A 24492-nucleotide genomic window follows, 5' to 3' on the forward strand; every position below is an offset into this window, starting at 1 on the left:
TTCTAAATCTCTGAGTTGTCGCTGCAAACTCGCAAATTATTCCGCCAGCATGACATTTTAGCGTCCATGGCGCAGGAGTTTTGCGTCATTCGATCCGGCTTTTCGTTTTTAGACATTTACTGCAACGCAGAAATCCCTAACCTGCTGAAAAAAACGGCAGCCAAGGGAGCCTTCACACCATGGCCGAGTTCAGGAAAGTCCTCATCGCCAACCGCGGCGAGATCGCCATCCGCGTCATGCGCGCCGCCAACGAGATGGGCAAGCGTACCGTCGCGATCTATGCCGAGGAGGACAAGCTGTCGCTCCACCGGTTCAAGGCGGACGAGGCCTACAAGATCGGCGAGGGCATGGGACCGGTCGCCGCCTATCTCTCGATCCCCGAGATCATCCGGGTCGCCAGGGAAAGCGGCGCCGACGCGATCCATCCGGGATACGGGCTCCTGTCGGAGAACCCCGATTTCGTGGATGCCTGCACGGAGGCCGGGATCGCCTTCATCGGGCCGAAGGCGGAAACGATGCGCAAGCTCGGCGACAAGGCCAGCGCGCGCAAGGTCGCCATCGCGGCAGGCGTGCCGGTCATCCCCGCGACCGAGGTTCTGGGCAACGATTTCGACGCGATCCGCAAGGAGGCCGAGGAGATCGGCTTTCCGCTGATGCTCAAGGCATCCTGGGGCGGCGGCGGGCGCGGGATGCGTCCGATCGACACCGCGGAGGAGCTCGAGGAGAAGGTGAAGGAGGGCCGGCGCGAGGCCGAGGCGGCCTTCGGCAATGGCGAGGGCTATCTCGAGAAGATGATCACCAGGGCGCGCCATGTCGAGGTGCAGATCCTGGGCGACAGCCAGGGCAATATCTACCACCTCTACGAGCGCGACTGCTCGGTGCAGCGGCGCAACCAGAAGGTCGTCGAGCGCGCCCCCGCCCCCTATCTCTCCGCCGCCCAGCGCGAGGAGCTGTGCAACCTCGGCAAGCGCATCTGCGAGCATGTGAATTACGAATGCGCGGGCACTGTAGAATTCCTGATGGATATGGAGACAGGCAAGTTCTACTTCATCGAGGTGAATCCCCGCGTCCAGGTCGAACACACCGTGACCGAGGAAGTCACCGGCATCGACATCGTGCGCGCCCAGATCCTGATCGCCGAGGGCAAGAGCCTGATGGAGGCGACGGGCGTCGCCTCGCAATACGACGTCCGGCTCGACGGCCACGCGCTCCAGTGCCGGGTGACGACCGAGGATCCGACCAACAACTTCATCCCCGATTACGGCCGCATCTCCACCTATCGTTCGGCCACCGGCATGGGGATCCGCCTCGATGGCGGCACGGCCTATTCCGGCGCGGTGATCACCCGGTATTACGATTCGCTGCTCACGAAGGTGACCGCCTGGGCGCGCACGCCCGAGGCCGCGATCGCCCGGATGGACCGCGCCCTGCGCGAGTTCCGCATCCGCGGCGTGTCGACCAACATCGACTTCGTGATCAACCTGCTGAAACACCCGGTCTTCCTCAACAACGAATACACCACGAAATTCATCGACACGACGCCCGAGCTGTTCGATTTCAAGCCGCGCCGCGACCGGGCGACGAAGATCCTCACCTATCTCGCGGACATCTCCGTGAACCGGCATCCGGAAACCGTCGGCCGGCCGAGGCCGAAGTCCGACGCCCCCCGCGCGGTGCCGCCCGCGCTGCGGGCCGAACTGCCGCCGGACGGCACGCGCCAGCTTCTAGACCGGCAGGGGCCGAAGGCGGTCGCGGACTGGATGCTCGACCAGAAACAGCTCCTGATCACCGACACGACGATGCGCGACGGGCACCAGTCGCTCCTTGCGACGCGGATGCGCTCGATCGACATGGTGAACGCCGCCGCCTCCTATGCGGCGAACCTGCCGACGCTCTTCTCGGTGGAATGCTGGGGCGGCGCAACCTTCGACGTCGCCTATCGCTTTCTCCAGGAATGCCCCTGGCAACGCCTGCGCGACATCCGCGAGCGGATGCCGAACATCATGACCCAGATGCTGCTGCGCGCCTCCAACGGCGTCGGCTACACGAATTATCCCGACAATGTCGTGCAGAGCTTCGTGAAACAGGCCGCGGAGACCGGCGTCGACGTGTTCCGCGTCTTCGACAGTCTCAACTGGGTCGAGAACATGCGCGTCGCGATGGACGCGGTGATCGAGAGCGGCAAGGTCTGCGAGGGCACGATCTGCTACACGGGCGACCTGCTCGACCCGACCCGGCCGAAATACACGCTCGACTACTACGTGAAGATGGCGAAGGAGCTCGAGGCCGCCGGCGCGCATGTGCTGGGGCTGAAGGACATGGCCGGGCTGCTGAAGCCGACGCAGGCGGGGATGCTGATCCGCGCGCTGAAGGAGGAGGTCGGCCTGCCGATCCACTTCCACACGCATGACACCTCCGGCGCGGCGATCGCGACGGTCCTCGCCGCCTCCGAGGCGGGCGTCGATGCCGTGGACGCGGCAATGGACGCCCTTTCGGGCAACACCTCCCAGCCGACGCTCGGGTCCATCGTGGAGGCGCTGCGCTTCACCGAGCGCAACACCGGGCTCGACATCGGCGCGATCCGCGAGATGTCGAATTACTGGGAAGCGGTGCGCGCGCAATATGCCGCCTTCGAAAGCTCGCTCCAGGCCCCCGCCTCCGAGGTCTACCTGCACGAGATGCCGGGCGGGCAGTTCACCAACCTGAAGGCGCAGGCCCGCTCCCTCGGGCTCGAGGAGCGCTGGCACGAGGTCGCGCAGGCCTATGCCGATGTGAACATGATGTTCGGCGATATCGTGAAGGTCACGCCGTCGTCCAAGGTCGTGGGCGACATGGCGCTGATGATGGTCAGCCAGGGCCTCACCCGCGCCGAGGTCGAGGATCCGAAGACCGACGTGGCCTTCCCCGACAGCGTCATCGACATGATGCGCGGCAATCTCGGCCAGCCGCCGGGCGGGTTCCCGGAGGCGATCGTGAAAAAGGTCCTGGGCAAGGAGAAGCCGAACCTCGACCGTCCCGGCAAGCATCTCGAGCCTGTCGATTTCGACGCGCTGCGCGCCGAGTTGCAGGCGAAATTCCCGGATGTGGACTTCGACGACGAGGATTTCAACAGCTACCTCATGTATCCGAAGGTCTTCACCGACTATGTCGCGCGCCATGAGCAATATGGCCCGGTGCGGACCCTGCCGACGCGGAACTTCTTCTATGGCATGCAGGAGGGCGAGGAGATCTCTGCCTCCATCGACGAGGGCGTGACGCTCGAGATCCGCTGCCTCGCGCTCGCGGAGCCCGACGAGAAGGGCGAGGTGAAGGTCTTCTTCGAACTGAACGGCCAGCCGCGCACCATCCGGGTGCCGGACCGCTCCGCCGCCGCCTCCGTCGCGGTGAACGCAAAGGCGGACATGGGCAATCCGAAACATGTCGGCGCCCCGATGCCGGGGGTCGTGGCGACCGTGGCCGTCGCCGCCGGCCAGGCGGTGAAGAAGGGCGACGTGCTCCTGACCATCGAGGCGATGAAGATGGAGACCTCCATCACCGCCGATCAGGACGGCACGGTGAAGGCGGTCCATGTCTCCCCGAGCAGCCAGATCGACGCCAAGGATCTGCTCGTCGAATTCGAGTGACCGCGTCTCGCCCGGAACAATGTGCCGGGCGCGCGCCGCCATCTGCGCCTCCGGTCTCCGGGCGAGGGCGGCGTCGGGCCTGAGGTGAGGAGGGCAGCGGACGGTCGCCTGCCCTTCGTGGTCTTCGCCTTGTTCCGCCGGGCCCGCGAGGCGTCGATCCCCCCGCGCTGGCGTCGACAACGCGACTTTCGTCACCGCGCCCGGCGCAGGGAGACGGCGGCGGAGACGATCCCGCCGAACAGCAGCGCCCAGAGCGGGGCGCCGATGCCGAAGAAGGAAATTCCCGACACCGTGGTCATGAAGGTGACGAGCCCCGCCTCCCGCTGGGCCGGATCCTGGAGCGCGGCGGTGAGGCTCGAGGAGATCGTGTTGAGCAGCGCGAGCCCCGCGACCGTCACGACGAGCGCCGAAGGCGCGATGAGGAAAAGCCCGATCACCGCCCCGCCCAGCAGCCCGACGACGCAATAGAGCACCCCCGCGACCAGTGCCGCCCTGTAGCGGGTGGCGGGGTTTTCGTCGGCCTCGGGCCCGGCGCAGATCGCCGCCGTGATCGCCGCGAGGTTGAAGGCATATCCGCCGAACGGCGCGAGGAGCAGCGTGGTCAGGCCGGTGACCGTGATCGAGGTCGACACGGGCGGCTCGTAGCCGGAGGCCCGGAGGGTCACGACGCCGGGGACGTTCTGCGACGTCATGGTGACGATATAGAGCGGCAGGCCGACGCCGATCAGCGTGGCAAGGGTGAAGTCCGGCATGACGAACACCGGCCGCGCGATCCCGAAATCCACCGGCAGGGAGGTGTCGAAGGCCCCGGTCACGGCGCAGAAGACGATCCCGGCCAGAAGCACGAGCGGAATGGTGAAACGGGCGAAGCGGCGCCGCGCGGCGAGATAGGTCAGGCACATGAGCGCCACCAGCGGCAGGTTCTCTTCCATGGAGGAGAAGATCCCCAGCCCGAACTGAAAGAGAATGCCGGCGATCATGGCGCTGCCCAGCGCCTCGGGAATGATATGCGCGAGCCGCTCGAACCAGCCGGAGAGGCCGGTCAGGGTCAGCAGGAGCCCGCAGAACACGAAGGCCCCGATCGCCTGCGCCATCGGCACGCCCTCGAGGCTCACCCCGAGAAGCGCCGCGCCGGGGGTGGACCATGCGGTGAGGATCGGCATCCTGTAGCGCAGCGACAGGACGAGCCCGCTGATCCCCATGCCGAGGCCCAGCGCCAGCATCCAGCTGTTCGCCTGCGCCTGTGTCGCGCCGAGCACGTCGATGGCCTGGAAGATGATCGCGACGCTGCTGGTATAGCCGAGGAGCACGGCGACCGCGCCGGCGACGAGATGGGACAGCTTCACTCCGAACATGGGAAACCTTCCGGGAGGGTTTGGCAAGGGCGGGCGCCTGCGGTATAAGAGACATGACCGCTATAACGCACGGACGTTATAGCGCACAAGAGACAATCGGGGCGGCCCGCCGGTGAGCGACAGCAAGATCAGGATCAATCTGAAAGCCCTGCGGCAGGAGGCCGGGCTGAGCCTTGCCCGGACCGCCGAGCTGACCGGCGTGAGCAAGGCGATGCTCGGCCAGATCGAACGCGGCGAGTCGAGCCCGACGGTCGCGACGCTGTGGAAGCTCGCGAAGGGGTTCCACCTGCCGCTGACCGCCCTGCTCGAGGAGGTGGGGGACATGCCCCGCCTCTCCGCCCCCGCGCGCGGCATCCCGGAGGAGGTCACGGGCAGCATCGGCATCCGCACCGTCTTTCCCTTCGATCCGCGTCTCGGATCGGAAACCTTCGTCGTGACGCTCGCCCCCGGACAGACGCATCTGTCGCAGGCCCATGACACCGGCGTGGTCGAGGACGTCTTTGCGCTGCGGGGCGGGATCGAGGTCCTGATCGGGGACGACTGGCGGGCCTGTGCGCAGGGAGAGGGACTGCGCCTTGCCGCGGATGTGCCGCATGGCTACCGCAACCGGGGCGGGGCCGCCGCGGAATTTCACAACACAATCCACTATCCGCGCCGGACCGGGACAGGCACCGCGCCCTGACCGGCCCGCCCCGCGGCGGCAAAAAATCCTCCCCGAGGCGATTTTCCCCTTGCAGCCCCGAACGGGATTTCATATCTCACGCCTCACCCAAGGATGCGGGCGTAGCTCAGGGGTAGAGCATTACCTTGCCAAGGTAAGGGTCGTGAGTTCGAATCTCATCGCCCGCTCCAGTTTCCTCCGGAACGACCGGAGGACGTGACCGACCGACGACACAGGTGGACGCGAGCGGGCGTAGCTCAGGGGTAGAGCATTACCTTGCCAAGGTAAGGGTCGTGAGTTCGAATCTCATCGCCCGCTCCAGTTTCCTTTCCGATGCGATGGGTCGCGACATTTCCCTTTCGCGCCACGAGTCACTCCCGCGGCAGCCGCTTCGGCCCGGCATGGGCGTTCGCCCGACGCCCTCCGGACCTGACAGAGACACGAAGACGCGCCGCGGGTCCGCCAGCCGGGCGAGCGCCGGGTGGAATGGGGATCGCCAGCGCCATGCGGCACCCCGCGTCCGCCTTTCCGAAGACCTGACGGGGCCGGGATCCGCCTGCGGCACTTCACACCTGGGAAAGGCCGCAAACGGCCCTTCGCCGCACGACAGCCGCAGCACGAGACGCGCTCCGGCCCGGTCCGCCCCTCCTCCCCCGTGGCCCCGCGTCCGAGCGGCTTGGCAAATCCCGGTTCGCGCGCGTATAAGCGGCGGGCAAGCGAAAGGACCTCCCCATGCGCAAGGCGAGCATCACCCGCAAGACGGCGGAAACCGAGATCAGCGTCGAGATCGACCTCGACGGCACCGGACGCTATGACAACGAGTCGGGCGTCGGCTTCTTCGACCACATGCTCGACCAGCTCGCGCGGCACGCCCTCATCGACATGACGATCCGCGCCACCGGCGACACCCATATCGACGATCACCACACGGTCGAGGATACCGGCATCGCGCTCGGACAGGCGCTGGCGCAGGCGGTGGGCGACAAGAAGGGCATCAACCGCTACGGCCATTTCGCGCTTGCGATGGACGACACGCAGGTCGCCTGCGCCCTCGATCTCTCCGCCCGGCCCTTCCTCGTCTGGAACGTGGACTTCCCGACCGGCAAGATCGGCACGTTCGACACCGAGCTCGTGCGCGAATTCTTCCAGGCGCTCTCCACCCATGGCGGCATCACGCTCCATGTCGACAAGGTGCACGGGCTCAACAGCCACCATATCGCCGAGGCCGCGTTCAAGTCGGTCGCCCGCGCGCTGCGCATGGCGCTCGAGATCGACCCGCGCATGGCGGACAGCCTGCCCAGCACCAAAGGCGCGCTCTGAGCCGCCTCCCCCACGAAAAGGACACCCATGCTCACGGCACTCGTCGACTACGACAGCGGCAACCTGCATTCGGCCCACAAGGCCTTCGAACGGATGGCGCGCGAACGCGGCTCCGGCACGATCGTCGTGACCTCGGAACCCGACGTGGTGGCCAGGGCGGACCGGATCGTGCTGCCGGGAGACGGGGCCTTCCCGGCATGCCGCGGGCAGCTCTTCGACCACACCGGCCTGTTCGAGGCGATTTCGGAGGCGGTGACGCGGAATGCCCGCCCCTTCATGGGGATCTGCATCGGCATGCAGATGATGGCGACGCGCGGCCTCGAATACGAGGAGACACCGGGCTTCGGCTGGATCGACGGAGAGGTGGTGCGCATCGCCCCCTCCGACCCCGCGCTCAAGGTGCCGCACATGGGCTGGAACGATCTGGTGATCGACGCCACGCACCCGGTGCTCGACGGCATCGAAACCGGCGACCACGCCTATTTCGTCCACTCCTATCACTTCCGGGTCCGCGATCCGGCCGACCGCCTCGCACATGTCGACTATGGCGGCGACGTGACCGCCATCGTCGCGAAGGGCAACATGGTCGGCTGCCAGTTCCACCCGGAGAAAAGCCAGCGCGCCGGCCTTCGCATCATCTCGAACTTCCTCGGATGGGCGCCCTGACGCCGACCGCGCGCTCCTCCCGGCCTCGTGAACGGCCGGGACCTTAGCACCCCCGGCCCGAGCTGTTAACCTGAGTGTGACGGGAGCGGCCCGTGCCCGCGGCGGCGCGCGACCGCTCGCCTCTGTCTCACGCACAGGGACGACAGCCGGAGATGCGCAAGCGTTTGGACAGTCTGACAGGCTGGGCCGGGGCGATCTGTCTGGGTCTCGCCCTCCCCTGCGCGGCCGAGGCGCAGGAGGACCAGCCGCCGCAGCACCTCGGGGCCGCCCAGGCGAAGACGACGATCACCGATGCCTTCTCCTTCCGTGCCCAGCGCAGCGCGGCCTACCAGCCCGATCTCACCGCCTTCTTCGACACGGACAGTTCCGGCACGCTCGACGCCTATGTCGAAAACGACCAGGGCCGGCTCGAACTGACGAGCCGCACGCGCCGCCCGGTCTGGTTCCGGCTGCGCGGCCAGTGGTCCGGCGGAGAGGTGGACGAACGCGGCTATTACCTCGCCACCCTCGGCGCGCATCGCTGGATCAGCGAGGATTTCCTCCTCGGCACGATGGTCGAATTCGACCGCACGGACCGGCTCGACACACGCACGGAACATCACGCGGACGGCGCGCTCGCCGGTCCCTATTTCGCCCTTCGCCATGCCGATCATCCCCTCTATGTCGAGGGCCGCCTGCTCTACGGGCGCACGAGCAACAGCGTCGCCCTCCGGGAAGGAAGCGCGGAGCATTTTGCCGCCGACCGGCTGCTCGCGCAGCTCCGGATGACGGGAACCATCGCGCTGAAGGCGTTCGAGCTCGAGCCCTTTCTCGGCGCGCGCTATCTCGCGGAACGCCAGATCGGCACGACCTCGGCAAGAAGCGCCCCGCTCGGCTATCACAACACGAAGGTCGAATACGGGCTCGACATGTTGCACAGCCTGTCGCGCCGCCACGGGCTTCTCGATCTCACCGGCGGGCTCAGCGGCATCTGGAGCGAGACGACGACGGGGACCGTCGCCCACAGCGCCCGCATCGGCTTCGGCGCCCGCTTCACCTTCGACACGGGCGAACAGGTCTCCGTCACGGCGGAGGATGCCGACATCACCGACGGGCTCGACGCGCCCTCGCTCGGCTTCGGCTACAAGCTCAGCTTCTGAGCGCTAGGGAAGGCGGCTCCAGGTCTGCCCCTTGCAGATCGGCCCGACGCAGCCCGACACCTTCAGCGAATTGCCGTTCAGCTGCATCTTGGAATTGTAGACCTTGCCGGTCGAGGGCTGCCAGATCTTGCCGCTCCTGTAGGCGCCGCCGCCCTGCGGGACCATGTCCCAGACGATGGGCTTGCCGACATTCGGCGACTCGATCGGGCCGCCCGCGTCGAAGGCCTTCGCGATCGTGCCGCAGATCCTGTCGCCGCAGGGGGCGATGCGGACATGGGCGTAATGGCCGTCGTCGACCTGCGTCTGCCAGGTGCCGGTGACGGGATCGGCGGCATGGGCCGCATGGGCCAGGCCGAGCGCCGCGACCGCGGCGAGTGCGACTGTCTTCATCATGGTTCTCCTCCCTGAAGATGCCCGCATCCTGCGGAGCCACGCCGCTCCGGGGCAAGTCTGACGTTGGGGCACGGGCCGCGCAAGCCGGGTTTTGCAATTGCCGTGCAATCGTGCCAAAGGAGGCGCGACAGTTCCACCACGGGAGTCCCGACATGATCCTCTACCCCGCCATCGACCTCAAGGACGGCCAGGCCGTGCGCCTCTACAAGGGCGAGATGGAGAAGGCGACCGTGTTCAACGAAGATCCCGCCGCCCAGGCGATGGACTTCGTCGCGGCCGGCTGCGAATGGCTTCACCTCGTGGACCTGAACGGCGCCTTCGCCGGCACGCCGGTCAATGCCGCCCCGGTCGAGGAGATCCTGAAGCGCTGCAAGGTGCCCGCCCAGCTCGGCGGCGGCATCCGCGACATGAAGACGATCGGGACATGGCTCGACCGCGGCCTCGCCCGCGTGATCCTCGGCACCGTCGCGGTGGAAGATCCCGATCTCGTGCGCGAGGCCGCCCGCGCCTTTCCGGGACAGGTCGCGGTCGGCATCGACGCCCGCAGCGGCATGGTCGCCACGAAAGGCTGGGCCGAGGAGACCGGCGTCAACGCCACCGACCTCGCGAAAAGCTTCGAGGATGCCGGAGTGGCGGCCATCATCTATACCGACATCAACCGCGACGGCGCGATGCAGGGGCCGAATGTCGCCGAAACGGCGGCGCTTGCCAATGCCGTCTCGATCCCGGTCATCGCCTCCGGCGGGGTCTCCTCGCTCGACGACCTGCGCGCGCTCAAGACCTGCGGCGCGCCGCTCGACGGGGCGATCTCCGGCCGCGCGCTCTACGACGGCGCGATCGACCTCGGGGAGGCGCTTGCCCTGCTCCGCGACTGAGGCCCGATTGCATCGCGCGGCGCCGCGCACTAAACCTGACCTGCCTTCATCTGCTCGAAAATATCCTCGGGGGTGAATGGCGCAGCCAGAGGGGGCGCGAGCGCCCCCTGCCCCGACCGGAAAAGGCGAGACACATATGCTGAAGACCCGCATCATCCCCTGCCTCGACGTGGCCGATGGCCGCGTGGTGAAAGGCGTGAACTTCGTCGATCTCATCGACGCGGGCGATCCGGTGGAAAGCGCGCGCGCCTATGACGCGGCGGGGGCGGACGAGCTCTGCTTCCTCGACATCCACGCCACCCATGAGAACCGCGGCACGATGTACGACCTCGCCACCCGCACGGCGGAGCAATGCTTCATGCCGCTCACCATCGGCGGCGGCGTGCGCAGCACGGAGGACGTGCGCAACCTGCTGCTGGCAGGGGCGGACAAGGTCTCCTTCAACTCCGCCGCCGTGGCCGATCCCGACGTGATCGCCCGCGCCGCCGACCGCTTCGGCAGCCAGTGCATCGTCTGCGCCATCGACGCGAAGACCATCGCCTGGGACAGCGACGGCATTCCGGTCAAATGGGCGATCTTCACCCATGGCGGGCGCAAGGCGGCGCTGGACAAGGACGGCCATCCGGTCGACGCGGTGGACTTCGCGAAACGGATCGCGGCGAAGGGCGCGGGCGAGATCCTGCTGACCTCGATGGACCGGGACGGCACGCGGGCGGGGTTCAACATCCAGATGACCCGCACCATCGCCGATGCGGTGGACATCCCGGTGATCGCCTCGGGCGGGGTCGGCACGCTCGATCACCTCGTCGAGGGCGTCACCGAAGGCCATGCCAGCGCCGTGCTCGCGGCCTCCATCTTCCATTTCGGGGATTACACCATTGCCGAGGCCAAGGCCTACATGGCCTCGAAGGGCATTCCCATGCGGCTCAACTGAGGAACTCCCATGTCCGTTCTGCACGACCTCGAACAGGTGATCCTCTCGCGCAGGGGCGCCGATCCCGACAGCTCCTGGACCGCGAAACTCTTCTCCAAGGGCCCGGAGAAATGCGCCGAGAAATTCGGCGAGGAAGCGGTGGAGGCGATCGTCGCCGCCGCAAAGGGCGACCGCGACAACCTCACCTACGAGGCCGCCGACGTGCTCTATCACCTGCTCGTCATGCTCGCCGCGCGCGATATCGCCCTCGAGGACGTGCTCGGCGAACTCGCGCGCCGCCAGGGCCTGTCGGGGATCGCGGAAAAGGCCGGGCGCGGGGAGTGACCGCGGTCAGAGCCCGAGACGCGGGATCTCGATGGCCGGGCAGCGGTCCATCACCACTTCGGCGCCCTGCGCCCGTGCCAGCGCGGCCGCCTTCTCGTTGACGATGCCGAGCTGCATCCAGACGTATTTGAGGTTCTTGAGATGCTTCAGCGCGTCCTCGACGACCTCCGGCACATCCTCGGAGCGGCGGAAGATGTCCACCATGTCCACCGGCTCACCGACCTCCGCGAGGGAGGCGACGACCGTCTGGCCGAAAAGCTCCCGGCCCGCCTGACCGGGATTGACCGGGATCACCTTGTAGCCGCGCGCGGCCAGAAAATTGCCGACCCCGTGGGAGGGCCGCTCCGGCCGCGGGCTCGCCCCCACGAGCGCGATCACCTTGGTGTCGCGGAGGATCCGGGCGATGTCGTCGTCTGTGAGCAAATCAATATGGGTCATACCGACAAGATAGAGGAAATCGCGACAGAAAAAAGCCCAGGCACGAAGCCTGGGCGAAGTTTTGGAACGAGGGACAGTGAGAGCGACGCGCGTGTTCCAAACTGCGCGTCTCGTGACTATAGATAGGGAGGCCGCCCCCGGCGAAAAGGGCGTGTAAGATAAACGTGAACACAACGTTAACTTGTCGCGACATGCGCCCTACCGGCGCGAGGCCGCATAAAGTGCCACCGCCGCGGCGTTGGAGACGTTGAGCGAACCGAAATCGCGGGCGAAGGGGATCTTCACGAGCCGGTCCACCGTCTCGCGCGTCTTCTGCCTGAGCCCCGGCCCCTCGGCCCCCAGCACGAGCGCCACCGGACGCCCGGCGAGCGCCGTGACCGCCGTGTCGATCGTCTCCTCCGCCGTCCCGTCGAGCCCGAGACAGACGAAGCCCATCCCCTGCAACTCCACGATCGTCTCCGACAGGTTGCGCACGCGCAGGTAGGGCTGGCGCTCGAGCGCGCCCGAGGCGGTCTTCGCCAGCGCCCCGGTCTCGGGCGCGGCATGGCGCGCGGTGGCGATCACGGCCTCTGCGCCGAAGACCTCGGCCGAGCGCAGGATCGCGCCCACGTTATGCGGGTCGGTCACCTGATCGAGCAGAACGACCGTCGGCGCCCCCTCGCCCGCCGAGAGGCAGACTTCGGCCACCGAGCCCCATGTCAGCGGCTTCACCTCGAGCGCCGCGCCCTGGTGTACGGAGCCGGGATCGAGCGGCGCGTCGAACCGCCGCGGATCGACGATCTCCGGTGCGATCCCGCTCGCCGCGATATCGGCCCCGAGCTTGTCGAAGGCATTCTTCGTGACCACAAGCCGGAGCCTCTCCCGCGCCGGATTGCGCAGCGCATCACGCACCGCGTGCAGCCCGAAAAGCCACACCGTCTCCTGCGCCGCGCGGCGCTTCTGCTGTTCCTTCTCGATGACCCATCTGGGCTTCTTCATGGGGTGCACTTTCCGGTCTGCCGATCCTCCCCTACCTGCCGAAAGGAAATGGCGAGCACAAGCGATTTTCCTGTTGACGCTCCCACCCCGCAACGGTATCCACCGCCCCACACAAGCGAAGACGCTTCGCGATGTGGGCGACGAGCTGCAAGGTGCGGCAGCGGACTGTAACTCCGCCGAGGAGACTCATGCCTGGTTCGATTCCAGGGTCGCCCACCACTTTCAAAACATTGAGTTTTTTGGCTTTAACGCCGAAGTGGCGGCCACTGCCGCTTTGACCCGTGTAAGCACTATGTAAGCAAAACAGTTAGAAAAGCGCCAACTTAGACACTAGGTTGTGGGTCAACGGGTGTAGCGGCAGGTTACTTTTTCAATTTGTTCGAGGAACAGACCTTCGAAGCTGGCGCGGCCATATTTCGTAGAGCCAAAACTGGTTCCGACCGGCTGCCCGGCATCATCGAACGCAACGCATAGAACCGGAACCATCTTGCTCCCGACAATCTCGAACACAGTGCCGGAGTAGGTGCTGCCGTGCTGTTCAATCCCACGTATCACGATGATGTCTTCATTTGATTCAATACAGACTGTGTCAGCCAACGATATTGAGGCCCACAGGGTGACGACGAAGAAAATCACTAAACGCAACATGATGCCCTCCTCAGGCGATACCGACTTTCGGAGAATGCTATGCGATCAGCCTACGCTGAGGAAGCCCTGTTCAGAAAGGAGGTGTTGGCGGGAACGGCGCTGAACCTCTGCAATGCGCTCACGCGTAGACCACCCAAATGTTGCCGCCCTCGTCCACAAGGATATTCCCGTCTTCATCGACAAGGATCACCGCGCTAGGGACGTAGGGCTGCGCCCAAAGGGGCATCGGGCGAAATGAGAAGGCCGTACTCATGGTCGGGGCATCACTGTTTTGCGGTGTGAGGCATGGCGGCGGCGCTGGGCTTCCGCAATGCGTTCGCGCCCGGCGGCTGTCTTCGGGCCAGTGGACAGGCCACCGTGTAGCCTGCACCGCTTCGAACCGTGCACCGGGCGGCACTGGCACGCGCCGCCCGACCTAGTCTTTGCACCACAAACCCACATTAGCGGGCCTGCACACTGCGAGCGCTGTAATCGGCTGCAACATGCTGCACTTTGCGTGCCGCCCGGGTCAGCATCTCAGTGAGTTCGCCAACGCCCTCAATGCGGCCACGTTCGACATACGCGCCGCCTTCATTGGCTTTCCGGGCAGCAACAAACCATTTCAACGCCGCGTGCTGATCCAACTCGCCGACAGCGGCGTCGAGGCCATGGGCGATCTGCGCAACGCGGTCGATCTTTGCAATCATGTCCGCACGCAGGGCATTCGCCGTGACCGCATCGGCCTCAGCGGCCACCAGAGCCGCGTCACGGGCTTCTTGCTCTGCTTGGGTGGCCAAGGGGGCCTGACGGGCCTTAGCTGCTCTCAGGACGCTTTCTGCGGCCTGCACGGCCTTAAATGCTTTGGCTGATAGCGCGGGGTCTGCGGCCACGCGGTCAAAAGCCTCACGCACTTCGGTTAGCTTGGCCTCATGGGCCGCGATTTCATCGTCAAGGGTGGCGAGGGCTTCGGTGGCGATCATCAGCGACCACCCCGCGATTGCGCTTTGATGTCGTGCAAGGCGGCGTCCTGCCGGGCCTGCATACGGTCACGCTCCCGGTCGGCCTCAGTGCGCTGAGAGGGCGCGGTGGTGCCTGACGCTGCGGCGACTTCATCCACGCTGTCGCCACGGGCTGCGGAGAGACGTTCACGCTCAAGCAATGCTTCGTCCACAATCGAGTCCAACGTGATGGCAGGAATGCCGGGGAATTTGTTTGCTACCTTTCCGGCAATGCGGGCGGTCAGTTGTTTGCTGTATGCCATTTCGTTTCGATCCTATTCGATTTCGATGTGACGATACGTTATCACATTACACCTACTCTGGGAATAGCAAGCCTTTTCAAGGTATTAGATGGTATCTAAGACCCCATGAGGCGCGCGCATGGAATGTTCGGCAAACCCGTGGCGCTGCGCGATGTTCGGGAATGCAGCCACAGTTTTTTTGCAGCGCGGCGCTAATTAACTGTCTGTCGCGCTAATTAACCGAGTGACAAAGTGACAAAACGCGCCTTATCCGCCGTATACGTGAGTAGTATATATAGAGAATGTTTTGAGGCCTCGCGTATACGGTTGATAATATAGAAAATGTCACTTTGTCACCGATAATTAAAAGCCATTGATTTTTAAGCGTTTTATTTTTTCGGGTGACGCTTCCGCCGTGCAGCTAAAATAACTGGCAGTCCGTTAAAATACTGGCGGCAAATTAACGGCGACCCGAAAGCCGCCGTTAAATTTTACGGCCTCGGCATTTGCAGCGGCACCACGTGTGGAAAGCCGGAGGCAATGCTTCGATTAAGCCGCATCCCAGCAATTCCGCGCGCATTGTTCCGGCGGTGCTCAGACAGGCCGGGTCGGGCTACCAGTTCTTCTTTGAGCTTGAGTTTCGACCAGCGGTGAGAAAAACCCTGCGACGTGCTCCACCCCTCATAGCGCGTATACACATCGCTCATAGCCTCAAACCCATCGGAAGCTATCTCGGCTTCGTCGGCTAGGAACTGTCCAAGGATGTCCTCGGAGTCCATATAGGCGGCGCTGGCGTCGGCAATGGATTTTGGCACGGCCAAACCACCCATGCGCTGCCATTCCAGCGCCCCGTCCACCGCCCAGCGCAAAATGGCCGGACCTTCGGCCTGCAATTTCTCCGCTAGGTTCCTGTCCTGACGGTCATCCGGGATCGTGACCGTAAACGGCACCAGCACGACGCGGGAACGAATTGCCACATCGACCGCACGGAACGACGGTTTCGAGTTGCCAGCGATCATGAGCGTAAGCTGTGGGTCAAACTCAAAGTAGTCGCCCCGCATGACGCGCGCCGCTTGCCGGTCGCCGCCGGTAAGGTCTTTTATGACCGCTTCGTCCCATGTTTTCCCCTTTGGCAACTCGCTGCCGATCACAAGGCGACGCCCGCGAAGGTCAGCCAGCCCCGTGTCGTGTTTCTCGCCGGTGGTGTTTAGAAACGTCTTTGCAGCGGCCTTGCGGGCATAGTCCCCCCAAATTTTCATGAGCGTATCCATGAAAACAGATTTACCGTTGCGCCCGGTGCCATAAAGGAAAAACAGTTTGTGCTCTGTGGTCCTGCCGGTGAGCGCATAGCCCGCAAGCCGTTGCACGAAACCGACCACCTCTTCGTCACCAGCAAAAATTTCACGCAGGAAAGCCAGCCAGCGGTCTGGCGATGTGCCGCCCTCAGCCGGTGCGCAAGTTGTCAGCATGGTCAGCATATCCTCACGCTGCGCGACCTTTAGTTCACCCGTGCGCAGGTCGATGTTGCCGCCCGGCGTCCCGACCAGCATTAAATCACGGTCGAAGTCGTCAGGCACCGCCACGCTTGCCGGGTTTGCTTGCGCCAATGTTTCGACCGCTGCGACGGTTTGCTTGTGCTTAAGTTGTTCCGTGCGTCGGGCAAGTTTATTGATGATCTCAGGCACCTTTGACGGCTCAGCGCTTGCAACTCTTGCCGCAGCCTCGACCTCTACTTGCTGCGCCTGTGAGCGCAAGAAAGAGCGCGTGCGCGTCCAGACCTCGCGCCGGTTGTCCTTTGCCCAGTGGGTGCCAGTCCAGAAAAACCACGACTTCCAGTCCGCAACATATTTTGCATCCCGGTCGAAGCTGTCTTGTCCCAGCGCCAGCGCAAGGCCGTCGTGGGAAAAATCGCGTTCGCCGAAAGGGTTTTCGTCCACGGTCTCAGCGATAGGAGCGTCAGGCTGGGGCATGGTCGTTGCGCTGGGCGCGTCCATCATGCCCGCCGGACGATAACCACCTGTGGGCGGAGACATGGCTAGAAAGCGGTGGCGTTGGCCGATTGCGGCCACGTCTGCCCCGCCGCGCTTCGCTGCCGCTGCGATAGTCCCTATGCCCGCGTTTCTGTACTGTCCGGCGGTGAATGAGCGGTATCGTGTGACAATCTCTTGAGGGTCGTATTTCGCAGATTGTTGCGACCACTCGTCAAGGAGTGCCATGCCTTCATCAGATCCGCCGGAAACCTCGTGGATTCCGGCCATCACGAAAAACCATCCGTCTTGCCCGTCTTGATCTGGGTGGATGTATGTGAGCAGTTCGCGCACCTCGGCAAGACTGGCCGTGTTTGCCGGGCGTGGCATGGCGACACGTTTTTCCGTGCGGACCAGATCGAGCAGCCATTCAGGCGCTTCAGCAACAGCGACAGACCAAGGGTCGCATCCGTCAGCCCACGCATACGCCCGTCCATCAGGCTTGCGTGACGGCGGTGCAATGACCATTCCGCCTTCGCCGCGCACGTCAACGCCAGGCGCAAGGCGGGACTCACTGTTTCGGATCGGATCACCGTCGGTCGGCTGTCGGAAATAGAAGTGCATTGAGCCTGACGGTGAGACGGCAGTGACTGTGTGAGGTAACGACACGCTGTTCAACCATTGGAAGCCGTCGCGGCCATGTCCCTCGGGCGTGTCGATGTCGATTACGAACAGGCCAGACTCACCGCACGCAATGCCGATGTTGGCGTCAGGAAATTGCTGCCAGATGCGGGCAACCGTCTCGGGATCGTTCGTCGCGCCCCATCGTGGGCCGCCGTCGGCCTTGATGTGTGATTTCTTTGTCCCGACAGGTGCCGGAAAGATGTGCCACCCGAGACGGGCGAAGTCGTGAATGTTTTTCATTGTGCTACTCGATTTTATTGGATTGGACGCGGCATGAGCGTGGGATATGCCCAGCCCCACTGGTCGCCGGAGGCTAACTTTTCGGCCTTCCACACTGATTTCATTGACGCTTTTGACGCGCAAAAAAGGAAATGGCGGTCGTGGGTTTTCACAAACTCATACTGCTGGTGCAAAAAGGCGGACAGCATCGAGGTGTTCGACAGATAAGAGCAATTCCAGACCAGCCCCCAGTCCTGCAAGCGATAGGGCCTCTTCTCAAACATATGCTTAGACACAGGGGAGATTGAGGGTTTCTTGATCTTTGCGAGCGCCCCCACGGCGCACATGCCGCCGACAGAGCGCCGGGCGTGTTCATCGGCGTTACTCAATATCCCCGCAGGGGTTTCGGTCAGCCAGTTGAACCTTTCGTCGCGGTCCCGAAAGCGCGTGGTGTAGTGCACAGCCAGAGCAAGCGATAGGAAGACCTCGCCGCGCTCATATGCGCCCATGTGGTCGATCTGTGGCGTGATAGGTGCGGGATTGACCGGCAGGCGCTCAAATCCGCCTAGCGCCTTGTCCAGCATGGCGTCGGCCACGGGTTTTGATCGTGCCGCATTGGCTCGTCGGATTAAAGGCACGTCTCCACGGCAGAAATAGAATTGTGGTGTGGTTGGGATCATATTCGCCCTCAAAAATTGACGGGGCGCGTTCATTGTGTTACATTATAACTGTTTCGATGATACGCGCCGATTTCGATAGCCCCGCCAATGCCCGGCGGGGCTTTTGCGTATCAAACGCTCGCCACCATGTTTTTCTCCACATAGGCAAGCAGATCGGCGGCACGGTAACGCACATGGCGACCGAGTTTGACAAACGGGATGCAGTCATCCCCGCCAATCCAGCGCTGACGTTCAAGCTTCTTCTCAGAAATAGCGAGATAATCGGCTGCTTGGCGCTGCGTGACGAGCGCGGGAAGCACGACGGTTGCGGTGTTCGGTGTGGTGGTCGCAGTATTCATAACAAATCCTCAAAGTGGGTCTCTGAGAACTTGTTAGCTTGGCGGAATTGGTCAGTTCCCCCCGTCCTGACCAACTTTTTCTGATGCCCGAATGCTTTCCTTCAATTTGGTCTCCCCTATGGTCACGCCTTCGCGCGCCAACTGCTTCTCAACGTGTCTATATCCGGCACTTTTTGAAGGCGTGGGGCGCCGCTCCATGTATGCGGAGTAAATCTCAAACGCCCTTTGGCCGTGGAGATTATGAAAAGAATTTTCAACGCGCAGCTTGTTGGCCGAAACTGAGTTTTTCACCTGCTTTTCACCGGCATACAAAGCCTTGCCCATACCAACCTTTCGATAAGCCTCAATTACCACCGCAAAGCTATTCAGAAGTTCGGCCTTGTTAGTCGCCTCCTCAAACATCCGAGAAATTACAGATTCCCCCTCTGGCGAGATTTCATCACCACTGGCTGCTTTCCAACGTCGGCGCATTTCATCCGCCTCGGCATTTGCAGACCTCAACAAAACGCTGGCGGCCTTCCGCAAAGCGTCCACCGGGTCGATTCCTTGAGCTTCCATCTCTTCGCTAAACTTAACCTGATTGCGGGTGACCAATTCTTTAAACCGCCGATCTAGATCTTCGCTCACGATACCACCCCCACACTCAAAAGCCTGTCACTGATCCGCTGCATGGCGTCGCGCAAGTCTTCGGTGGTCACTTGAACATAACCCGCAGTCACATCCCCGCCCGATATGTGGTTGGTGAGGCGTTTTAGCTTGTAAGCCGAAATGTCGATACGACTTGCCACGGTCGCGAATGTCCGGCGCAAATCGTGGGCGGTTATATGCAGGCCAGTTGCTTTTTCGATCCGCGCATATGCCCCACGCAGATCACCGGGCAAAGCACCGGACCTATCGCTAAACACCCACTTGCCGGAGACAGCTTTTCGCGCTGCCAGAAGGGCGACAAGCTGGGCAGACAGCGGCAATGTGTGGTCGGTTCGGTTCTTGGTGTCGCGGAACGTCACAGTTGCCCCAGCAAGATCGACGTCAGCCCACGCCAAAGGCGGATAGCCATCTTTCGAGTTGCCCAACACCTCTGCAAGCCGCGCGCCAGTCAAGAGCATGAAAAGAAGTGCGTCCCGGACCTCACTTTCATTCTTCAAGCCCACAAGGCCGGTTTGCACGGCATCCACCCAATCGGCAATTCGATCATCTGGCAGATGTCGCACGGCCCGCTTCGTCTCCGCCCATTGATGCACTTTGTTGAGGGCGTCCACCGGATTTGATTTCAGGATGGGTGCATCGTCGTCGGCGTCAGCCATAACGTGATTGAGAGCGGCCCGGAGATAGCGCATCGCAAGATTTGCCTGCGCCGGAGATGTCGCGGCAATTTCCGCGTGGCGGTTTTTGACCATCTTAGACGTGATCGCGGTGACGGGCTTATCCAGCCAGTCGGCAAAACGCGGCATCATCTTCTCGACGTCGCGAATTGTGCGCGCCTTCTTGGGCGCCCCCCGGCCCTCACCTTTTTTCTTGGGCGCTTTCTTATAGGCATTGAACGCCTGACGAAGAGTCTGCGCCTGCGCCTTGCGACGCCGCTCCTCTGCGGTCGGGTCGATCCCATCGGCAAATTGGGCGGCCAGCTTGATAGCACGTTTGCGCGCTTCATCTGCCCCCATGTCGTCACAACGCGCGATTGTGAGCCGCCGCGTGGTCGTGCCTGCCCGGCGTTGCATGATGTATGACTTCACGCCAGCCGCCGAAACGCGCACCCCAAAACCTTTGACCTCTGCATCCCAGTGGAAGGTTTGCTTGCCCTCCACGGCTTCGATCTTCGCCACGCTTGTTTTTGTCAGTTTCATTCCCGCACCGCCCCGTGTAAGCACTATGTAAGCAGGACAAATAGAAAACACCTGCTATCTACGGCGGATTATTAGAATGAAAAACCCAACAAAACAATATACTTTAGTGCTTACACGGGATTACTAGAACACCATTGCAGCGGACTGTAACTCCGCCGGGGAGACCCATGCCTGGTTCGATTCCAGGGTCGCCCACCATCCCGCACTTTAGGGATGAAAAATCCGCTAACACCTTGAAAGGAAAGGTGGTTTCAGCGGTTCGATAGCCCTCATTCCGGCTGTATCTCAAAGGCTCCGCAAAGGCCAGTTTGAGCACCGTTCTCTTGAGGGCGAAGCTGCCATTTTTGTAAATATTCCAAGGGTTTGACAGGAAGGTCAGGGCCGGTTCGATAAATTCGGTCAGGCGTCCATGCGAGGGCACGGCTGAATCGGCCTGCTCCGCCAGTCTGATCTTCTGCCGCTCCAGCTCCGCGATGCGCGTCTCGTATGCCCCGATCACGGACGGGCTGGTTGCATTCATGATCCGGTCGAGCAGCGAGTCGATCTGCTTACCCGTCTCCTTGAGCTGCGTCTCGATTGCGCCTCGCGCAGCGATGGCCTCTGCGCGGCGCATCTCCCAGATATCGGTGAAAATGGCCTTGGCCACGGCGAAAAGCTGCCTTGCCGGTTGCAGATTGCGGAGGATGGCCTCCGCCCCGTCCTCGATATCCGCGCGCCGGACCGACTTGCGCTTGGAGCCGCAGTTCGGCGTGTCGCAAAGATAATAAGGATAGAGTTGGCTCCGCCCCTTCGACCAGCACGAGGTCATCGGCTCGCCGCAATCATCGCACAGGACGAAACCGCGCAGCGGGAAGTCCTGATTGATGTCCTTGCGCGCAGGCGCGTTCGCCGTGCCCTTGAGACGCGCCTGAATGCGTTCATAGGCGGCGAAACTGATCAGGGGCTCGTGATGTCCCTTGCGCAGCGACACGCCCCAATTCGGGGCTTCGACGCATCCTGCATAGGCCGACCGCTCCAGCATGTCCTTGACCTTGGTCGGATGGACATAGCCGCGCGCGCCACTCTTCGGGAAATCAGGCTTTCCTTCAAGGAAGCGCTTGACCTCGACCTGAGAGCCTAACCGTCCGCTGGCGAAGCCTTCGAGAGCTTCGCGGACGATGGAAGCCACGGGTTCGTCGGGGACAAGGATTTTACCGTGCACTCGGTCCTTGGCGTAGCAATAACCGACCGGCGGGTGAAAGACATAGTAGCCCTTCTCGACGCGGGCGGTCATCTTCTGGATGACCTGGCGGCGGTTCTGCTCGCGCTCAAGCTGGCCTTGGGCAGCGATCACGGTTTCGATGAAGACGCCTTCCGGCGTATCCTCAAACTTGAAATTCGGGCATTCGACCCGCGCCCCGCGCTGCGCGAACTCGCGGCGGAGCTTGAGGTGAAATTCGGTGTGGCGGGCAAAGCGCTTGAGATCATCGAAGATGACCACATAAGGCTTGCCCTTCTGGGCATCGAGATAGGCCAGCATGGCGCGCATGCCGGGCCGCTTCATGAAGTCGACGCCCCCGGTGATATCGTCGGGGAAGACCATCTCGACATCGTAGCCACGCTCTTCGGCGAACTGACGGCAGCGGTGCTCCTGGCTTTCGAGGCCGTGGCCCTGCGTCTTCTGCTTCTTGTCCGAGACTCGGCAATAGATGAGCGCGCTCGTCGTCACTTCGGCATCTGTTACTACATGATTCATGACTCCTCCTTCTCCAGCGGCGATGTCACTCGGCCGCGCATAGGTTGAAATGTTCTGTCAGGATGACTCCGGCGGAGCTTATCACAGCTTCTCCCCCATCGGGAGAGTCTTCCTCATTTTCGTGAGGTTTTCCACAGGTTTGGCCCACAAATTCGAAACCGAAACCGGCGTCATAGAAAGCCTGTCCGATCAGGAATAGCGCCTCGATCATCTGATCCTTCTGGACATCGCTGACATCAAGATCATCGAAGAAGCCGCGATACCGCTCATAGTCGATCTGATATTTGGGCTGATCACCCATTTCAAAGGCGATCCCCAAAGTGCCGCAAATATCAGGCGCATACTCGAAACCATTCTCACTCATAACAATACCTGCCCATCTGCGCGTTGGCGCGATAGGACGCACAGGGGCGTCAGTTAAACATTGCCCCTGATTTTTAGTGTCGCCATCCAATCCGGTGAGATGGTGGCCCGGAGCGTTTTTTATCTCCGGTGCCGCAGTCAAACAGGTTGTCCTTTTGACTTCTTTATCTACTTTAAGTTTAGCATAATTTATGCGCTGGCCGCAAACTTTGGCCGCACCTTGCTTCCCGGTCCTTGTTCGTTTTCTTGGCATTGGTAGTCTTTCCATCATCGTTTATCGATGATGAAAAGCTGGCGATGCGGGCCTTCTCCTTTTGACGCTCGCCGGGGTGGTCATCGGCATGCGAGCCGGAAACGCATCAGAAATCCGCAGCCGAGCTACCATCTCAACCCCGCGCGGCCGATATCCATCGGGCGGCGCGCAAGGTCTTGCAGGAAGGGTTCGGCCATCGCCCGCCTGAAGTCATCGATGCTGACTTCTTCGCCAATGGCTTCACGGGTGCTGAGCCGATACAGCGCCATGGCCACATCGCCGCGATAAGGCGGCTTGATCCCTCGCCGCAGCGCGTTCATGCGGCGGATTTCGAGGGCCAGTTCCCCTGTCGTCTCCAGGCTAAAGGCGTTGCCATAGAGCGCGCGATAGACGCGATAGGAATGCGTGCCGAGCGCATGCTCGACGGTAGCCTGGGCGCGCATTTCGATGGTTTTGACGTATAGGGCTTCATCCTCCCTGCGGGTCACTTCGAAGCCGGGATGTTCCCGCAGGAAGTCCCGCTCCAGGGTCATTTCCGAGAGTGCAAAGCCGAGGCGCTGCATGTAGCCCGCTATCGTCTTGGCATCCGGGGTCTGCACCAAACCGAGTTGCCCCAGCGAGGCCATCACGCGCGCCGCCTTTCGTGCTGAAAATTCAGAAAACCACAGAAATACAAGCTTCTCGAAACTCGTCTCATCAAGGCGCGAGTTCCGGCAGTAGCGGTTTTTCCTGACCCACTCGCGGCGCGGCAAGAGACCTCTCCGAATCACCCGGTACGCTCAACGCCTACAGTTAGCACAACGGCGGAAACGGAACACTTGGAGAACTTCCGTGGGGCGCCCATGTCTGCCTTGGCACGACAAGCCGTGCCTGGAGAAAGAGGACAGATGTAGAAGCGATGCTGACCGAAATGACACCCAAGGAACAAATCCATGACCCCATAGACCTGAGAAAGCTCACCCATGTTCGACACCATCTGCAAGAAGGACGACAAGATCACTGTTCTGGCCGATCACCATATCGCCAACCGCCGCCTCTACAGAGAGCGCATCTGGAAGCCCGCCCGCGCCATGCACGAGGAAGTCGGCTCCTACGCTGCGTGGCGGCGGGTTCTGGTCGAGATCGAGGATTATGACGGTCGGCTCTACTATCCCGATCAGCGCCCGTTCCGGCACCCGGAAATTCACGACCTGTTCCCCGATGTCGGCAACCGCTGGATGGGCCTCTTCCTTGAAGCCGCGCCATGCGGCAGCGCCCCGAAGCGCTATGCCAGCCCGATGACCTACAACCGCATCCGCATGATCGAACTGTATTGTCGCCTCTACAGTGCGATGGAAGGTGCCGAAGCGTAATCCCGCCGCCGGACGACCAGAAGCCCCGAGCGCCGTCCGCGCCTCGGGGCTTTCCACGTTCAGAGCATCCACCGCAGCAGCGCCCAGAGACCATAGATCATCGCAGGCCAGACAAGTGGCAGCGGCCAGCCCAGCCAGACAGGAAGCGCGAAGAGGGCCAGCCAGAACAGCCCCCGTGCCAGAAGTTCCGGCCCTGCGGGGCCGTGAGTAGCGATGCGCTGCGGATGATGATCGCCGCGCGCCAGTGCATCCGAGACATCCGGCAGATCGATCTTGCGCAAGTTCGAGACCTGGCGCACCTGCCAGAGCTTTGCGGCGCTCCACAGTGCCGAGACCAGCAGCGGGATCGGCCCGACATATCCAATTGCCAGCGCATAGTACGGATGGAAGAGCGGCAGGTTGATGAGGCCGCGCAGCATGATGGCAAGCGCGGCGTAGCCGAAGATGACGTTGGCGGCGGTCAGGAGGATGAATTTTCCCATGG

The 24492-nt window shown here is 62.7% G+C and carries 26 protein-coding genes and 3 tRNA genes; 12 read left to right on the forward strand and 17 right to left on the reverse strand.

The genetic code is table 11. The annotated features are described in order from the left end of the window. Nucleotides 1-179 precede the first annotated feature (179 nt). A complete protein-coding gene (locus P73_RS16240; protein ID WP_043870381.1) occupies nucleotides 180-3623 on the forward strand; it encodes a pyruvate carboxylase in 3444 nt (1147 codons plus the stop codon). Nucleotides 3624-3814: 191 nt separating this feature from the next. On the opposite strand, the gene P73_RS16245 is transcribed toward P73_RS16240, so the two are convergent. Beyond that, on the reverse strand, nucleotides 3815-4978 hold the full coding sequence (locus tag P73_RS16245) for a benzoate/H(+) symporter BenE family transporter (protein WP_043870382.1): 1164 nt from the start codon (nucleotides 4976-4978) through the stop codon (nucleotides 3815-3817). 112 nt (nucleotides 4979-5090) lie between these two features. Here P73_RS16245 and P73_RS16250 point away from each other — a divergent pair, with 112 nt between their 5' ends. The 6 genes from P73_RS16250 to P73_RS16275 all read left to right on the forward strand — a co-directional run bounded on the left by P73_RS16250 (nucleotide 5091) and on the right by P73_RS16275 (nucleotide 8764). After that, a complete protein-coding gene (locus P73_RS16250) occupies nucleotides 5091-5660 on the forward strand; it encodes a helix-turn-helix domain-containing protein (RefSeq protein WP_043870383.1) in 570 nt (189 codons plus the stop codon). Nucleotides 5661-5755: 95 nt separating this feature from the next. After that, nucleotides 5756-5830: transfer RNA gene (locus tag P73_RS16255), tRNA-Gly, on the forward strand. Nucleotides 5831-5885: 55 nt separating this feature from the next. Beyond that, a tRNA-Gly gene (locus P73_RS16260) sits at nucleotides 5886-5960 on the forward strand. A gap of 411 nt (nucleotides 5961-6371) precedes the next feature. Beyond that, a complete protein-coding gene (hisB, locus tag P73_RS16265; RefSeq protein ID WP_043870384.1) occupies nucleotides 6372-6959 on the forward strand; it encodes an imidazoleglycerol-phosphate dehydratase HisB in 588 nt (195 codons plus the stop codon). 27 nt (nucleotides 6960-6986) lie between these two features. Next, entirely contained in the window at nucleotides 6987-7625 is a 639-nt protein-coding gene (gene hisH / locus P73_RS16270) for an imidazole glycerol phosphate synthase subunit HisH (RefSeq protein ID WP_043870385.1), read from the forward strand. 152 nt (nucleotides 7626-7777) lie between these two features. Further along, nucleotides 7778-8764, forward strand: coding sequence for a hypothetical protein (locus P73_RS16275; RefSeq protein ID WP_043870386.1), 987 nt, complete (start codon nucleotides 7778-7780; stop codon nucleotides 8762-8764). 3 nt (nucleotides 8765-8767) lie between these two features. On the opposite strand, the gene P73_RS16280 is transcribed toward P73_RS16275, so the two are convergent. Next, nucleotides 8768-9154 carry a DUF2147 domain-containing protein gene (locus P73_RS16280; protein WP_043871843.1) on the reverse strand — a complete coding sequence of 129 codons (387 nt, stop codon included), beginning with the start codon at nucleotides 9152-9154 and terminating at the stop codon, nucleotides 8768-8770. Between the two features lie 155 nt (nucleotides 9155-9309). On the opposite strand from P73_RS16280, the gene hisA reads away from it, so the two are divergent. From hisA to P73_RS16295, 3 genes are all read left to right on the forward strand, one after another. Continuing rightward, nucleotides 9310-10032 (forward strand): 1-(5-phosphoribosyl)-5-[(5-phosphoribosylamino)methylideneamino]imidazole-4-carboxamide isomerase, encoded by a 723-nt coding sequence (gene hisA / locus P73_RS16285; protein WP_043870387.1) that lies wholly within the window; start codon nucleotides 9310-9312, stop codon nucleotides 10030-10032. A gap of 136 nt (nucleotides 10033-10168) precedes the next feature. Further along, entirely contained in the window at nucleotides 10169-10966 is a 798-nt protein-coding gene (gene hisF, locus P73_RS16290; protein ID WP_043870388.1) for an imidazole glycerol phosphate synthase subunit HisF, read from the forward strand. 9 nt (nucleotides 10967-10975) lie between these two features. Beyond that, complete coding sequence (locus tag P73_RS16295; protein ID WP_043870389.1) at nucleotides 10976-11290, forward strand: phosphoribosyl-ATP diphosphatase; 315 nt, start codon at nucleotides 10976-10978, stop codon at nucleotides 11288-11290. Nucleotides 11291-11296: 6 nt separating this feature from the next. Here the strand turns inward: P73_RS16295 and P73_RS16300 are convergent, their stop codons facing one another. Together P73_RS16300 and rlmB are read right to left on the reverse strand one after the other, a co-directional pair. Then, complete coding sequence (locus tag P73_RS16300) at nucleotides 11297-11728, reverse strand: CoA-binding protein (protein WP_043870390.1); 432 nt, start codon at nucleotides 11726-11728, stop codon at nucleotides 11297-11299. A gap of 198 nt (nucleotides 11729-11926) precedes the next feature. Further along, a complete protein-coding gene (gene rlmB / locus P73_RS16305; RefSeq protein WP_043870391.1) occupies nucleotides 11927-12706 on the reverse strand; it encodes a 23S rRNA (guanosine(2251)-2'-O)-methyltransferase RlmB in 780 nt (259 codons plus the stop codon). 135 nt (nucleotides 12707-12841) lie between these two features. Between rlmB and P73_RS25860 the strand changes: the two genes are divergently transcribed. Continuing rightward, nucleotides 12842-12925 (forward strand) — tRNA-Tyr (locus P73_RS25860). Nucleotides 12926-13048: 123 nt separating this feature from the next. Here P73_RS25860 and P73_RS16315 read toward each other — a convergent pair. From P73_RS16315 to P73_RS16365, 12 genes are all read right to left on the reverse strand, one after another. Continuing rightward, on the reverse strand, nucleotides 13049-13354 hold the full coding sequence (locus P73_RS16315; RefSeq protein WP_043870393.1) for a hypothetical protein: 306 nt from the start codon (nucleotides 13352-13354) through the stop codon (nucleotides 13049-13051). A gap of 249 nt (nucleotides 13355-13603) precedes the next feature. Further along, the gene (locus P73_RS26680) at nucleotides 13604-13795 is read right to left on the reverse strand and encodes an HGGxSTG domain-containing protein (RefSeq protein ID WP_074743055.1); all 192 of its coding nucleotides are present in this window, start codon (nucleotides 13793-13795) and stop codon (nucleotides 13604-13606) included. Beyond that, nucleotides 13795-14313 (reverse strand): hypothetical protein, encoded by a 519-nt coding sequence (locus tag P73_RS16320; protein ID WP_043870394.1) that lies wholly within the window; start codon nucleotides 14311-14313, stop codon nucleotides 13795-13797. Before P73_RS16320 ends, P73_RS26680 begins: the two co-directional genes overlap by 1 nt. Beyond that, a complete protein-coding gene (locus P73_RS16325) occupies nucleotides 14313-14594 on the reverse strand; it encodes a hypothetical protein (protein ID WP_043870395.1) in 282 nt (93 codons plus the stop codon). The genes P73_RS16320 and P73_RS16325 overlap by 1 nt, the downstream gene beginning before the upstream one ends. A 470-nt stretch (nucleotides 14595-15064) precedes the next feature. After that, nucleotides 15065-17464 carry a phage/plasmid primase, P4 family gene (locus P73_RS16330; protein WP_074743057.1) on the reverse strand — a complete coding sequence of 800 codons (2400 nt, stop codon included), beginning with the start codon at nucleotides 17462-17464 and terminating at the stop codon, nucleotides 15065-15067. A gap of 14 nt (nucleotides 17465-17478) precedes the next feature. Next, a complete protein-coding gene (locus tag P73_RS16335) occupies nucleotides 17479-18039 on the reverse strand; it encodes a hypothetical protein (protein ID WP_043870396.1) in 561 nt (186 codons plus the stop codon). Nucleotides 18040-18233: 194 nt separating this feature from the next. Next, nucleotides 18234-18461 carry a helix-turn-helix domain-containing protein gene (locus P73_RS16340; protein ID WP_052453353.1) on the reverse strand — a complete coding sequence of 76 codons (228 nt, stop codon included), beginning with the start codon at nucleotides 18459-18461 and terminating at the stop codon, nucleotides 18234-18236. 51 nt (nucleotides 18462-18512) lie between these two features. After that, entirely contained in the window at nucleotides 18513-19088 is a 576-nt protein-coding gene (locus P73_RS16345) for a hypothetical protein (RefSeq protein WP_139267058.1), read from the reverse strand. After that, nucleotides 19085-20305, reverse strand: a complete 1221-nt coding sequence (locus P73_RS16350) for a tyrosine-type recombinase/integrase (protein WP_074743059.1) — start codon at nucleotides 20303-20305, stop codon at nucleotides 19085-19087. The genes P73_RS16345 and P73_RS16350 overlap by 4 nt, the downstream gene beginning before the upstream one ends. A gap of 103 nt (nucleotides 20306-20408) precedes the next feature. Beyond that, a complete protein-coding gene (locus P73_RS16355; RefSeq protein WP_074743061.1) occupies nucleotides 20409-22040 on the reverse strand; it encodes a recombinase family protein in 1632 nt (543 codons plus the stop codon). A 25-nt stretch (nucleotides 22041-22065) separates the two neighbouring features. After that, nucleotides 22066-22674, reverse strand: a complete 609-nt coding sequence (locus tag P73_RS25715; protein ID WP_139267059.1) for a hypothetical protein — start codon at nucleotides 22672-22674, stop codon at nucleotides 22066-22068. A 107-nt stretch (nucleotides 22675-22781) separates the two neighbouring features. Then, nucleotides 22782-23408 (reverse strand): VOC family protein, encoded by a 627-nt coding sequence (locus P73_RS16365; protein WP_139267060.1) that lies wholly within the window; start codon nucleotides 23406-23408, stop codon nucleotides 22782-22784. A gap of 210 nt (nucleotides 23409-23618) precedes the next feature. On the opposite strand from P73_RS16365, the gene P73_RS16370 reads away from it, so the two are divergent. Then, on the forward strand, nucleotides 23619-24008 hold the full coding sequence (locus P73_RS16370; RefSeq protein ID WP_043870400.1) for a hypothetical protein: 390 nt from the start codon (nucleotides 23619-23621) through the stop codon (nucleotides 24006-24008). Between the two features lie 59 nt (nucleotides 24009-24067). Here the strand turns inward: P73_RS16370 and P73_RS16375 are convergent, their stop codons facing one another. Next, nucleotides 24068-24490: a hypothetical protein gene (locus P73_RS16375; RefSeq protein WP_043870401.1), complete on the reverse strand. Its 423-nt coding sequence runs from the start codon at nucleotides 24488-24490 to the stop codon at nucleotides 24068-24070. Between the last annotated feature and the right edge of the window lie 2 nt (nucleotides 24491-24492).

This window comes from Celeribacter indicus (assembly GCF_000819565.1).
Lineage (GTDB): Bacteria > Pseudomonadota > Alphaproteobacteria > Rhodobacterales > Rhodobacteraceae > Celeribacter > Celeribacter indicus.